General features: G+C 53.1%; 11 protein-coding genes. 6 read left to right on the plus strand and 5 right to left on the minus strand.

Annotated elements, in window-relative coordinates:
- The first annotated feature begins 45 nt into the window (after window positions 1-45).
- Window positions 46-1,212 carry a mannonate dehydratase gene (gene uxuA / locus R3I13_RS00885; protein WP_346316018.1) on the plus strand — a complete coding sequence of 389 codons (1,167 nt, stop codon included), beginning with the start codon at window positions 46-48 and terminating at the stop codon, window positions 1,210-1,212.
- A gap of 110 nt (window positions 1,213-1,322) precedes the next feature.
- On the opposite strand, the gene R3I13_RS00890 is transcribed toward uxuA, so the two are convergent.
- The 3 genes from R3I13_RS00890 to R3I13_RS00900 are packed head-to-tail and all read right to left on the minus strand — an operon-like array spanning window position 1,323 to window position 5,249.
- On the minus strand, window positions 1,323-2,600 hold the full coding sequence (locus R3I13_RS00890; protein ID WP_346316019.1) for a TolC family protein: 1,278 nt from the start codon (window positions 2,598-2,600) through the stop codon (window positions 1,323-1,325).
- Between the two features lie 21 nt (window positions 2,601-2,621).
- Window positions 2,622-4,202, minus strand: a complete 1,581-nt coding sequence (locus R3I13_RS00895) for a DHA2 family efflux MFS transporter permease subunit (protein WP_346316020.1) — start codon at window positions 4,200-4,202, stop codon at window positions 2,622-2,624.
- A gap of 3 nt (window positions 4,203-4,205) precedes the next feature.
- Window positions 4,206-5,249 (minus strand): HlyD family secretion protein, encoded by a 1,044-nt coding sequence (locus tag R3I13_RS00900; protein WP_346316021.1) that lies wholly within the window; start codon window positions 5,247-5,249, stop codon window positions 4,206-4,208.
- Between the two features lie 148 nt (window positions 5,250-5,397).
- On the opposite strand from R3I13_RS00900, the gene R3I13_RS00905 reads away from it, so the two are divergent.
- Complete coding sequence (locus tag R3I13_RS00905; RefSeq protein WP_346316022.1) at window positions 5,398-5,928, plus strand: MarR family transcriptional regulator; 531 nt, start codon at window positions 5,398-5,400, stop codon at window positions 5,926-5,928.
- Here the strand turns inward: R3I13_RS00905 and R3I13_RS00910 are convergent.
- The gene (locus R3I13_RS00910) at window positions 5,836-8,610 is read right to left on the minus strand and encodes a CHAT domain-containing tetratricopeptide repeat protein (RefSeq protein WP_346316023.1); all 2,775 of its coding nucleotides are present in this window, start codon (window positions 8,608-8,610) and stop codon (window positions 5,836-5,838) included. The genes R3I13_RS00905 and R3I13_RS00910 overlap by 93 nt on opposite strands.
- A gap of 81 nt (window positions 8,611-8,691) precedes the next feature.
- Window positions 8,692-10,707 carry a PKD domain-containing protein gene (locus R3I13_RS00915; RefSeq protein WP_346316024.1) on the minus strand — a complete coding sequence of 672 codons (2,016 nt, stop codon included), beginning with the start codon at window positions 10,705-10,707 and terminating at the stop codon, window positions 8,692-8,694.
- Window positions 10,708-10,915: 208 nt separating this feature from the next.
- Here R3I13_RS00915 and R3I13_RS00920 point away from each other — a divergent pair, with 208 nt between their 5' ends.
- The 4 genes from R3I13_RS00920 to R3I13_RS00935 are packed head-to-tail and all read left to right on the plus strand — an operon-like array spanning window position 10,916 to window position 13,494.
- Window positions 10,916-11,497 (plus strand): sigma-70 family RNA polymerase sigma factor, encoded by a 582-nt coding sequence (locus tag R3I13_RS00920; RefSeq protein ID WP_346316025.1) that lies wholly within the window; start codon window positions 10,916-10,918, stop codon window positions 11,495-11,497.
- Window positions 11,494-12,219 (plus strand): tetratricopeptide repeat protein, encoded by a 726-nt coding sequence (locus tag R3I13_RS00925; protein ID WP_346316026.1) that lies wholly within the window; start codon window positions 11,494-11,496, stop codon window positions 12,217-12,219. The genes R3I13_RS00920 and R3I13_RS00925 overlap by 4 nt, the downstream gene beginning before the upstream one ends.
- 44 nt (window positions 12,220-12,263) lie before the next feature.
- A complete protein-coding gene (locus R3I13_RS00930; protein WP_346316027.1) occupies window positions 12,264-12,593 on the plus strand; it encodes a metalloregulator ArsR/SmtB family transcription factor in 330 nt (109 codons plus the stop codon).
- A 55-nt stretch (window positions 12,594-12,648) separates the two neighbouring features.
- Window positions 12,649-13,494: an arsenite methyltransferase gene (locus tag R3I13_RS00935; protein ID WP_346316028.1), complete on the plus strand. Its 846-nt coding sequence runs from the start codon at window positions 12,649-12,651 to the stop codon at window positions 13,492-13,494.
- The last annotated feature ends 14 nt before the right edge of the window (window positions 13,495-13,508 follow it).

Consider the following 13,508-nt stretch of genomic DNA (forward strand, 5'->3'; position numbering starts at 1 on the left):
TCGCTTTTGATTCTATTTTTGGGAAATTAAAAAAACAATCAGCGTATGTTGAGAATGGAACAGACCTGGCGGTGGTTCGGGCCTAAAGACCCGGTAAGCCTTTCAGACATCCGGCAGGCAGGCGCCACAGGTATCGTTACGGCATTGCATCACGTGCCGAATGGCGTAGTGTGGAGCAAAGAAGAAATCATGCAGCGCAAACAGGAAATAGAAGCCGCAGGCCTCACATGGTCCGTAGTGGAAAGCGTGCCCGTGCATGAAGATATCAAAACACAGACAGGCCGGTTCAAAGAATATATTAAGAACTACCAGCAAAGCCTCCGCAACCTTGCAGCCTGCGGCATTTATACAGTAACGTACAACTTCATGCCCGTGCTGGACTGGACGCGTACAGACCTCGCCTACACCGTGGAAGACGGCTCAAAAGCCCTCCGCTTCGACAAGGCGCAGTTCATGGCATTCGACCTCTTTATGCTGCAACGCCCCGGCGCGGAAAATGATTATTCCCAGGAAGAGATCTCCCGCGCAAAAGAGCAGTTCGACAGCATGACGAACGACGAGAAGAACCTGCTGCAACGCAATATCATAGCGGGTTTACCCGGTTCCGAAGAAAGCTTTACACTGGAGCAGTTCCAGGCTGCGCTGGATAAATACAAGGATGTTGACGCCATCAAACTGAAGCTCCACCTTTTTTATTTCCTCCAGCAGATCGTGCCCGTGGCGGAAGAAGTAGGCGTTAAGCTCGCCATTCACCCGGACGATCCTCCCTTCCCCATCCTTGGCCTGCCCCGCGTGGTAAGTACCGAGCAGGATGCGAAAGAATTGCTGGCCACCGCACCTTCCCCCGCCAACGGCCTCTGCTTTTGCACCGGCTCATACGGCGTGCGTGAAGACAACGATCTGCCCGGCATGGTAGACCGCTTCGGCGAACATATCCACTTCATTCACCTGCGCGCGACCAAACGCGATACGCTCGGCAACTTCTACGAAGCCAACCACCTGGAAGGCGATGTGGACATGTACAGCGTGGTGAAGAACATCCTGGCGGTGATGAAAAGAAGAGGCGTATCCATCCCGATGCGCCCTGACCACGGCCACCAGATGCTGGACGACCTGCATAAAAAGACCAATCCCGGGTACAGCGCCATCGGCAGGCTGCGCGGCCTTGCTGAGCTGAGAGGTCTTGAGATGGGCATTGCAGGAAAACAATAATGTGCCTCACATAAAAATAAGTAAGCCCGGTCCACGAAGGACCGGGCTTTTATTAAACACACACTACGAAAACAAAACTACGGACATCCCGTCCGTAATTGTCTTTATCATCATTTCCAGAATTCATTTCCATTCAATTGCAACAATGCCAGGCTGCTCACAGAGAGCTGGTATTGATATTGGATCTTTGAAATTTCCGCTTCCAGCAGCGAGGTTTGCGCGTTCTGCAGGTCCAGGTAAGTGATCACGCCGTTCTTATAGCGGCTCTGGGCCAGCGTAAGCGCCCGGTTCGCCTGTTGCAGCAATGTTTCCGCGGTTTGCAGCCTTTCGCGGCTGGCCGCAATGTCTGACAATTGCTGGGCGGCTTCTTTCCTGATATTGTCTTTGATGCCCTGGGTATTCCATTTGGCCACTTCCACTTCCGTGGCGGCCATATGTTCCTGCGTGCGCAGTTTTTTACCATGGAATATGGGAACGGAGAGGCTTACGCCCGCGTTGTAATTAAATTTCGGCACGCTTACATCCGGCAGGTAACCATTTTTATAACCGGTGCCCGCCTGGGCAAACAGCGAAGGTTTATATTGGCTCTTGGCCAGCTGCACGCCGGTTTCCGCTACTTTTTCCTTTTCGATGGCGGTCTTCACAGCAGTATTCCCTTCAAACGCTACATCTGCCTGCGCGGCAGGCATGGGCCAGTTGAAGTTGCTGTGGATGGAATCTTTCAAAGGCTCACCGGTAAGGTATTCCAGGTTGGCCAGCTGCTTTTGCAGCGAGTTCTGGTAATCCACCTTGCGGTTGCGGTATGTTTCGAGTTTCACGCGGGTGTTCAGCAGGTCCAGGTCGATAGCGTCGCCATGTTTGAGTTTATTTTCCACCATTTTCTCCGTTTCCTCCAGCAGCCTGATGTTCGCATCCTGCACGGCGATATTGTCTTGCAGGAAAGCAATGGCGAGATAAACGTCTGCTACCTGGTAAGCTAAATTCTCTTTCGCTTCAGCGGTTTGCGTGCCCAGGAGGCTGGCCTGCGCCTGGCTTTGTTTGATCTGGCTGCCCGATTTCCCGAAGTCCAGCAACAGCTGGCGCGCTTCTATACCTGCGTTCACGTTTTCGGAAGGCATGGGCTGGAAGACGAGGTCGGTGCCGGGAAATGCAATTTTCGGAACGGGGTATACATGCGAGTAACCCGCTACGCCATTTACTTCCGGCAGGCGGTTGGCCCTGGCCAGCGTAGTTTTGTCTGCAGCGATCTTCTGCTGCGTTTCCATCGCTTTTATCTCTGAAAAGTGATCGAATGAATGTTTGACCAGGCTTTTAAGGTCTGCCGGCGCTTCCTGCGCGGAGGCCCCTGCGGCGGAAATGGTCAGTATGATGAATAATAACTTTTTCATTTTCTGAATTCTGTTTTATATTTAGTGCGCATGTTCTGCCGCTTCTTTCATCGCGGCGGCGCTTACATTTTTTTTCTTCACAAACAACATTACCGGCAATACACATATAAAGAAGATGCCCACGATGCGGAAAGCATCCAGGTAAGTGAGCACATAAGCCTGGCGGGTGACCACGTTGTCCAGCAGGCTCAGTCCCACCTGGTGCGCATCCAGCGCGTTCACGCCCCTGGCGGCAACGGCGCCGGCCGTCTGGTTCAGCCGCTCCATGGCAACGGGATTGTCTGTCGTTACGTAGTTGAGCAGTTGAACGCGGTGCAGGCTGTATTGTCTTGCCACATAAGTATTCATGAATGCGATACCAAATGAACCGCCCAGCTGGCGGAGCATATTGTTAATGGCAATACCCTGCGGCATTTCCAGCGGCGTAAGACCGGAAACCGCCTGGTTCGTCAACGGCACGCTCAGCATGGCCGCGCCAAAACCGCGCAGCAGCAAGGGCAGGAAAAAGAACATTACGCCGGCTTCGGCGCTGGCGGTAGACATCCAGAAGCAGAACACTGCGAAGCTGAAGAACCCGAACGTGATCAGGAATTTCGGCGGCACGCCGCGCTGTATCTGCTTACCAACGATCGGCATCATAATGGCCGCAACAATTGCACCGGGGAAAAGCGATTCGCCGGTAAGCGTAGGCGTGAAGCCCATTACACGCTGCATCCACACAGGGTATACGAACATTGAACAGTACATGCCCATGCCCATGATGAACGTGAGCAGCGTAGTAATGGCCAATGTCCGGTTCTTCAATACCTGCAGGTTCACTGCGGGCGAGTCTGTCGTCAGTTCCCACCAGATGAAAAGAATAAAAGCAACAACGGCCGCAACGGTCAGCACCACGATGTGTTTGGCGGCGAACCAGTCTTCAGACTGCCCTTTTTCAAGGATGTACTGCAGACTGCCGACCCAGACGACCAGCAACAGGATGCCGATGTAATCGATCCTGATGGCCTTCCGGTTGATGTTGTATTCCTGCGGCTGCTTGTCGATAAAATTAAATACGAGAAAAGCAGCGATGATGCCTATGGGCACGTTGATGTCGAATATCAGGCTCCAGTGGAAGTTATCCACGATCATACCGCCAAGCGTAGGCCCGATGGTGGGGCCGATGATCACGCCCATCCCGAAGATGGCGGCGGCAATGGGCCTTTCGGATATTTCGAACGTATCGAAAAGAATGGCCTGGGAGGTGGACAATAACGCGCCGCCGCCCACGCCCTGCAGGAACCGCCATGCTACAAGCTCCCAGAGCCCGTTGGCGTTCCCGCACATGTACGAGGAGAAGGTAAATATGAGGATGGATGCCAGGTAATAGTTCTTGCGGCCAAAGTAAGAAGCGAGGAAACCGGTCATCGGGATCACGATCACATTGGCGATCGCATATGCCGTAACGACCCAGGAGGCGTCTTCGATGGTGGCCCCGAGGTTACCGCTGATCTGCGAGAGCGCCACGTTTACGATCGTGGTGTCTATCAGTTCCAGCATGGTAGCCGAGATCACCGTGGCTACGATGATCCACTTGGCAAATCCTTTCGGTTTGGGTGACATACATTAGTATTTTAAGGCCACTTCTACGCTCAGGCCAGCACGCAGCTTGTCGAGATATTGGTCTGCATTATCAATTGTGATCTTAACCGGCACGCGCTGCACGATCTTTACGAAGTTGCCCGTCGCATTGTCAGGCGGCAGCAGGGAGAATTTAGCGCCTGTGGCGCGGGAGATGGCAGACACGTGGCCGGTCAGCTTAAGACCGCTGTAGCCGTCCACTTCAATTTCCGCTTCCTGCCCTACCTGTATGTGCGCCAGTTGTGTTTCCTTGAAATTCGCCACGATGTAAAAACCGTTTTCATCCACGATGGTGAAGAGGCTTTGACCGGCCTGCACAAACTGCCCCGGTTCAATGTTCTTTTTACCGATGCGGCCGTTGATGTTTGCGGTGATGTTGGTATAGCCCAGCTTGAGCTTCATTTGTTCTACTTCGGCTTTGCGGCTGGCTACCAGCGCTTCGGCCTGCGCTACTTTGGCGGCAGCCACCTGTACGGAAGAACGGGCGAGAGTGATGTTGTCCTGTGCGGCCTGGTATTGTTTGTCGTTGGTGAGACTGGCGGCTTTGGTGTCGTCCAGCTGGCGGTTGGTGATAGCCTGGTCGTCAAAAAGACTCTGGTCGCGGCGAAGGTCCGCCAGCGCTTTATCTTTCCGCACCAGCGCCACCTGTGCATTCGCATCAGCCACCCTGATGGATGCTGCTGCGTTCACCTGGCTGGCCCTCGCAGTTTCCAGGTCGGCTACAGCCTGCTGGTAATCCGCTTCAGCCTGCTGCAGTTCGATGCGGTATTCCTCGTCATCTATCAGCAACAGGGAATCTCCTTTTTTGACATTACCGTAATCCTGGACATTGAGGCTTTTTACATAACCGGCCACCCTGGCTATAACGGGGGCGGAATGGCCTTCTACCTGTGCATTGTCTGTCGTTTCGTGGTGGCGGGCGTAAAGCCATTGTTTAATCCCGAAAATGCCCCCGGCTATGAGGATGCCGATGAAGATGAGGCGCACGGCCAATTTACCCTTACGTGGGTTTGCATTTGCTGTTTCCATTGTTTGTGTGTGTTTGTAGGATGTATTTTACAACACAAAGGTAAACCGAGTTTACCAAATAGACAAATAGGTTGACCATTAAATAAAAATTATTAACTTTATGTTGACAAAAGGGCTATTTTAGGCAACATTGTAACAGTGTACAAGTATGACTACAACTGAATTAGATAAGAAACTGGAAGAGATAGTAGCCCGCAGGCCCCGGCTGCTGGTGAAGCTGCTCAGCATCGTGAAGAAGGACTTTGACGCCAGGATCACTGAATACCTGCAACAAACTGGTTATAAAGATTTTAAGATAGGAGACATGGTGCTGCTGGTGAATATTTCACCGGAGGGTACGATCAATAATGAGCTTGCCAAAAAGGCCCGTATTACCAAGCAGGCGATGAGCAAGGTCGTAAAAAACCTGGAGGCGATGGGTTTCATTTATACCCGTAAGCATGAAACGGACAACCGCGCCACCGTCATTTTTCTCAGCGACAAAGGAAAGCAGCTGGTGATCGACGTTTCGGGCGCAGTGCAGGAGATACAGGCGTTCTATACAGGCATTATCGGCGAAAAAGATGCAGAGCAGCTGCGGGATATCTTATTCCGTCTCGTGGAAGGTATTTTTCCCTCTGCGGTAGCGGGAACTGAGAAAAAAACGCCTGCCCAGCCAGAAGACAATGCCAACCAGTAAAAACCCCATTGCCGCCAATACATACCACATTTTATTCCCTGGAGGATTTTCCGGCAACACAGTTTGCGGATGGCCGATGTAGGTCATGGCTGCCCAATAGTACGGCAGTTTCAGCTGCTGGCCGGCCTTTTCGTTCAGCAACCATTGCTGTTTGGCGTGATGAAGCGCCATGGCGGGGTCTGCCGCGTTGCGCAGCTGGTTATAAAAATCGCCGGTAAGGCTGGCAGCCGTGGCATCGTGCAGGTTCCAGAGGCCGGCTACAATGCCCGTGGCGCCTGAAGTGGTGAATTCGCGGGCCAGGCTGATGATGCCCTCCCCTTCCGCCATCATGCCCTGGCCGGTTCTGCAGGCGCTTAACACGATAAGGCCGGGACGGAATTTCCTCGCATATAATTCAAACAGGTAAAAAGGCCCGTCTGCCAGCTGGATGGCGGGCAGTTGCTGATCGCCTTCGAGCGAGGCATGCGTGCTGAGATGCAGGATGCCACCGTTACCAAGTTGTTCCCTGAACGCAGCAAGCGTAGCCTGTTGGTCTTTGAAGTAAAATCCGCCGGCAGCTTTTTTCACCGCTTTATATTCTTCTTCCACCGCGGGTAAGTTTTGCGCTGAAATAAAGAAGCCGCGGAGCTTTTCCGGCCCTTTGCCTGCCGCCGGTGATTGTTGAAGATAGGTTTGCAGCGAGTAAGCCAGGCTGGTGACAGTGCGTTTCAGCAAAAAAGGCCACTGCGCTGTATTTCGTTTATACGTGCTGTCTGTGATCAATGCATCGAACGGAAGATACCCGAACCAGCCATCGGGGATCAGCAGGTAGCGGGAAGCAATGGAATCTTGCCAGAGCCAGCTGTAGATCCGGTATGCCTCGCGGTAATAATCTGCGGGAGCGTTCTGCATGGCGGCGGGGCCATTGTGAAAATATCTGGTGACGAAGTTTCGCAGGAACAATTGTTTGTCTTTCCCATCGCTCAGCCGGCGGATGGATCGAATGCCTGATTGCGCCAGGTCCATTATGTACAGGTGATGTTCGCCGGAGAAAAGACTTTTCACCGTCAGCCCCGCGGGAATTTCTTTTACAGGATTGAGGTCCGTCATGGCGGGCGCTTCAAAATAATCCGGGTACTTTTTCCTGATCTGCCCCTGCAGTTGCGAAAGATCGTAAGCCAACGCATCACGGGCAGGGTTCTTTTTCCCGGACAGGGCCGCTTCGCGGTCGTAGTAGGCAAGCGCCTGCTGCAGTTGCTGCTGTTTGTCCAGCAGGGAATCTTTCAGGCCCAACCGCCCTTGCTGCATGTTGAATAATTGTTCCTGCAGCAGCACCTGCGCTTTGCTTTTCTCCATGATATGCAGCATGGCAAGGGCATATGTTTCCTGGTGATCCTTTTCCCATAAAAGATATGCGGTGTTCATGGCTTTTTCGGCCAGGGCGTGGCTTTGCCGCTGGTGCTGCAAACGTGTGGCGCGGCTGAAGAATTCCCTTCGCAGCGTGGTTTCAATATCAAAAATGAGCAAATATCCTTCCAGCGCCTCTTCCAGGCGGCCGGCCTGTGCCAATGCATCCGCGCGGCCTTCGATGGCGTCGGCAATGGAGAAATCGCCGTAGAGGCGGTCTTTCGCAGGCCAGCCGGTAGTGTGGCCGGGCAGCATGTATTGCAATGCACGGTCGAACAATAGGATACCTGATCTTGTTGCCGTATTTGTTCCTTGTTTTACCGGCTCATGGCCTGACAAAGCGGGGCCCCCATCCGCCTGCCGTGAAAGCAGCATCGCTTTCCCCTGTTTTACCAATACCCTGGCCTTTTCACGATTGCGCGCCCCGGGGTAGAACCGGTCCAGCGCCGCGAGTGAGCGGACATACCATGATCCAGCTTCTTTGTATTGTTTATGCAGCATTGCCACATCGCCGTTTGCCTGCAGCACAGAGGCCAGCCAATAGCCTGCATTTTCCGTTACCAATACTTCAGGGCGCTGCAATATCCGCATGCCCAGGGCGGCATGCATCGCAGCGCTATCAGGTATTTCCTTCCTGATGTAGATCTCCGCAAGCGAAGAATGCAGCAATCCCGCTATGCTGCTGTTTTCCGGCGCCTGGCGGAGGCCGGCGAAAGCATAAGATCGCGCCAGGTCAAAACGCTCCTGCATCAGGGAAGTAACGGCAAGATTGCTGTAAACGGACGCCACCTGCTGTGCATCGTCCTGCTGCCGGGCTATTTCCAGGCTGCGCTCCTGTATGAACGCCGCCCGTTCGTAATCCCCCAGGCGGGTGTAATTGTTGCCCAGCGGCTTGAGGATATATTCCAGTATATCCGTTCCCGTTATCTTCTGTTCATTATAAAAGCGGTAGGCAGCTTCGTAGGCAGCGATGGAAGGAAGTATATTGCCCGTGAACATCTGGTAATACCCCTGGTACGTAAGCATATCCAGCCAGGCGGAATATTCGGCCTCATGCTGCGGAACACGCCATGCGCGCTGTTGCAGGCCCATAAGCAGCGCAAGCCTCTCAGCGGGTGATTCGGCTGCGTAATCCATTTGCAGGTAGAGCCATCCTGCAAGATCGTTTTCCTTTTGAAGCGCAGCCGCCTTACGCTCCAGCGCGGCAGGAAGGCGCAGCGTATCGGCAACCCGGCAGGTACCCGCCGGCGCCCGGAAGCAGCATAGGAAAAGGATGATATATCGCAGGCGGAACATTCGGTACTAAAGATAATGTACCTGCGTTGAATTTATACCAGCAGAGAAGCTGCACTCCTTACAGGTATAAATTTTTAAAACTCAAAACCGCCATATACCATAAAAGAACACCCGCTGCTGCGAATCTTTGACATACTGCAGCAATCTCACGCCCAGCGAGGGCCCTGCGCGGACCATCCCCAGGTTGACATCTGCAAACAAAGCACCGTCCGCAGCTGTAAAACGCTCTTTCACCGTACCCGCCAGCTGTTCGAATTTTTCCAGCGTGCCCGTGGGAGGCTGCGGCATGGCCGTCACCACCTTCTTCTCCTGTTTCTTTTCGCCCACCACCACGCTCATCATTGCGCCCGCTCCTACGCCGAGCCAGGAAGTAACATTGTACCGCACATGCAGCGGCACCACGTCCATCGTCGTTCGGCTGGTTATCTCGAAATTCTCGCGCCCCTGCACAATGTATTTGCCGGTACCAATAGCAGTGTCACGCTGATCACGGGAGAAAGAAGTAAGTGTTTCATTTTTCTGCTGAAGGCCAAGATATATTTCCGCCTGCAAATACGGTCTGTACGGCGAATAGGTGGACACGCTGAAACCCATAGAACCCGCCGGCAAACCCAAAGGCATTTCATGCTTACCGGAACCAATCCCGTACCCCATGATCACACCCGGTGAAATACCCGGCATCCAGCGGCCTTTGGAGCGGTTGGTGATTACGGGTTCGTTTTTGTCGAACACGATAGCCGCCTGGCTGGTGAACGGCAGCTTCTTCAATTCCTTGCTGAAACGGATGCGGTATTTGATGAACCCTTTCGTGGAATCCTGGTCTTCCACGCCTTCCTGCCTTACGCCCTTGAGGTAAATATTATTGAACACGAAAAAAATACTGTCCTTCCGCACGATCGTATCCAGGCAGCTTTGTCTTTCATAAGCGGAATCGCACATTACGCATTTAGGTGAATAATCGGTGATCTCCAGGGTCTGCCCGTTGAGCATTCCCGGCACAGCCACGCCAATAGCTACCTTGCTGGCCGGGCCTTTTCCCGTGTTCTGGAATTGCACTTTGTAGCTCAGCTCTTTTGATTTCCGCACAAAACGGTAATTCATCCGCCGGTTCTTCAGCTGCATGCGGTTCGGATCGTGCGAGGCCACGATCTGCATTTCGAGATTATACTGCCCCATGGGCATCAGCGGATCGTCGGGTATGAACAGGCTGCTGATAGTTACCACTGCATTGGTGTCCTTGATCATCTCCGGCGTGGTTTCCAGCGAAAGGAACAGGAATTTTTCCTCGCCTGCGCCAAGATTTTCCACCCGCCATACATGTTGCTCACGGAAAAGACCTTTCTTCTCAGCCAATACAGCGGCCACTGCCGCATTCCTTTCAGCCAGCGCTGCGCGCCACGCAGCTATCATCTTTCCTTCCGGTGAAAACGATCCGCCCGCGGCAGGGCCTGCCAGCGGGATGTACGTCTCCCCGGGAGGCGCAAAGGCCAGCACGGAGTCAAATACCGATTTGCGCTCCCCATGATAAGCGCGCGCACCGGCCATTTCAAAGTTCTTCTGGGCGAATTGCTTTTCGTTATAAAATAAAAGCAGCGAACCGCTCACCGTTCCGGAACCGCCCGGGTGGCGGTAGCCTATTACGGTCACCATTTCTTCGCCGGGCTTCGGCATGCGGTTGGCTTTCATGGCCAGGAAGTCCTGTTGGCCGGGGAAAAAGCCGGAAGGGTTATCCGCAGCGGCGTACATGGTCTTCTTTACTTTTATTTTGCGCGGCTTGCTTTTGGGTGCTTTGCCATCGTCGTAGTTATTGGTGGCGTAGAGACGGATCTCGTAGTCGCCGGTATCTTTGAAATGATGAACAGGTTGGGGAGAAAAAGAAAACGTGCCGTCGCCAAACTCCCAGAAATACGTATAGAACGCTTCCGGTGCGCCGGCAATCTGCCGCAGGGGGCGAAGGCTGGCGCTGAGGCTGGCCCTGTTATCTTCCAGCGCGATCCCGATAACGGCAGGAATGCTGTCAGGCGCGGCTTTCTGCTGTGCGGCCAGTGGAAAGGCCATAACGAGAAATAGGATGGCGGCGCTGATAAATTTATTCATATAGCGGTATTTAGGGTAAATGCTGCTCCCGGCCCGACAGGTACGATCCGTCAATATACCGTTTTTCCGCCAACAACAAAAGGCGCTCCCGCATGGTACGGGAGGCCTTCATTTGTGTATCTGGCGTTAACAGGTCAGGAGCTTTCATTACCAGATCAACATGGCGGCTGGTTTGTTACCCCGGGATTTTTAAATATCTTTAAAACATATGTCCACCCAAACCCCTCATGCAGACCAATCTTTTATCCGCGCCCTGCTGCACAACGACGTGCAGGCGGTGGAAGAGATCTACCGGCGCTTTTCCCCGCGGGTGAAGCATTATGTAATGCAAAACAGCGGCACGGCAGACGATGCGGCGGACATTTTCCAGGAATCGCTCGTAGATATCTATAACCAGGCCCGCTACAAAGGGCTTGTGCTTACCTGTCCCTTCGAACCTTTCCTGCTGATGGTATGCAGGCGCAAATGGCTCAACGAGTTAAAGAAAAGAGGCCGGCAGGGGGTAACAAAAGACCTGGACGAGCAATTTAATGTGGGAGAAGACAGCTTCCGGGACGCCGAAAAAACATGGGCGGACAACGAAAAGGCCCGCCTCTTCAAAGCCATGCTCGAAAAGATGGGCGACCGCTGCCAGGAGATCATCCGCTGGTCTATGACAGACAAACCACAGGAAGAGATCGCCGCCAAGCTGGGCGTTACCTACGGCTACCTCCGGAAAAAGAAATCGGAATGCATGGCCGCTTTGATCAGCGCCATTAAAGAAAACCTTTCAAAATGGGGACTGACATGAACGAACTGGATCATGAATTAATAGAACGTTACCTGTCCGGCGATATGGACCCGGCTACCAGGGCTGCTTTTGAAAGCCGGCTGGAAAAGGAACCAGAGCTGCTGCATACGCTGCAAACCTGGCGCGACGTGGAAGAAACGCTCCGGCATTCGCTGGCGCCCGATGCGCAGCGCGAGGAACTGAAAAAAACACTGCAGCAGCTGCGTCCCGTCATCACGAAGCAGCCCGCTAAAGTGGTGCGTTTCAACAAATCGCTGATCGCGATCGCATCGCTGGCCGCTGCTGTGGCGCTCATCCTGTATCTTGGTCCCTGGGATGAAGATGTGTACCAGCAATATGGCGTCCGGGAAATGATCTCTCCCGCGGAACGCGGCACCTCCGCGGATACGCTGCTGGCTGAGGCGGCATACCAGTTCAATCATCATCATTATGAACAAGCCATTGCCACACTAAGCAAAGTATTACAGCAGCAGCCTGACAATGCTTATGCCCTGTACTACCGCGGTCTTTCTTACCTCGAAAACAAGCAACTCAGCCAGGCACGCGCCGATCTTGGATCTATTTACAATGGTGAATCTGTATTTAAATACGAAGGCGCATTTTATGTTGCACTGAGCTACCTGAAAGAAGACAATAAAGACAAATGCAGGGAGTGGCTGGGGAAGATACCAGAGGATGCGGAAAATTATGCGAAGGCGAGGGAGTTGATGGAGAAGTTGTAAAATAAATTTGCTTACTTAAATAATCAATCGTAATATTGCGATATATGGGATTGACGAAATCAGAGATATTCACCGACAAGCAGAACAAACTGGCAGCGATGATGAAGGCGCTGGCCCATCCTGCGCGCATTGCCATCATTCAGCACCTGATCAAAGCCGAGGCCTGCATCTGCGGCGACCTGGTGGAAGAACTGGGGCTCGCCCAGGCCACCATCAGCCAGCACCTTAAAGAACTGAAAAACGCCGGCCTTATCCAGGGAACCATTGAAGGCACCAGCGTTTGCTACTGCATAGACCCGAAGGTTTGGAAACAATATAAAACCGCCTTCGATACATTTTTCGTCGCTTATAACACCAACAGTTCCTGCTGCTGATTTTTTTGCCCCTATTAATCGCAATATTGCAATGTAACAATTAATTTACATCAACATGTCAACACCAGACCAGCTCAAAGAGATCGTAAGACTGAAATACAGCGAAATTGCCCTGCAAAGCAGGGAAGAGAACGCCGCCTCCTGCTGCGGCGCGGGCGGCTGCTCCACCGAAGTGTATAACATCATGACAGATGACTATTCAGGCATGGAAGGCTATAACCCCGACGCAGACCTTGGCCTGGGATGCGGTCTTCCTACCCAGTTTGCGAAGATCAGCACCGGCGACGTAGTAATAGACCTCGGTTCCGGCGCCGGAAACGATTGTTTCATCGCCCGCGCCCTGACCGGCGAAACGGGGAAAGTGATCGGCATAGACTTCACGCCCGCTATGATCGAAAAGGCCCGCGCCAACGCCGAAAAGCTGGGGTACAACAACGTGGAATTCCGCCAGGGCGACATCGAAAAAATGCCGGTATCCGCAAACGTGGCAGACGTGATCGTTAGCAATTGCGTGCTGAACCTTGTACCCGACAAAGAAGCCGTGATAAAAGAGATATACCGCGTACTGAAACCCGGCGCCCATTTCAGCATTTCCGATATCGTGCTGGAAGGCGAACTGCCCGCCAACATCCGCGAGGCGGCCGAAATGTACGCCGGATGCGTATCCGGTGCTATCCAGAAAAATACATACCTGGGCTTCATCGGGCAAACGGGTTTTGAGAACATCACTATTCAGAAAGAGAAAAAGATCAACATTCCCGGCGATATCCTGGAAAAATACCTGGATGCGCAGGAGCTGGAAACATTCAAACAAAGCAGCACCGGCATTTACAGCATTACCGTGTACGCGGAAAAACCCGCTGAAAAAGCGGCCTGCTGCGGAACGGACTGCTGCAAATAAACCCGGGCACCTTC

The sequence above is a fragment of the Chitinophaga sp. YIM B06452 genome, from assembly GCF_039655965.1.
Taxonomy (GTDB): Bacteria; Bacteroidota; Bacteroidia; order Chitinophagales; family Chitinophagaceae; genus Chitinophaga.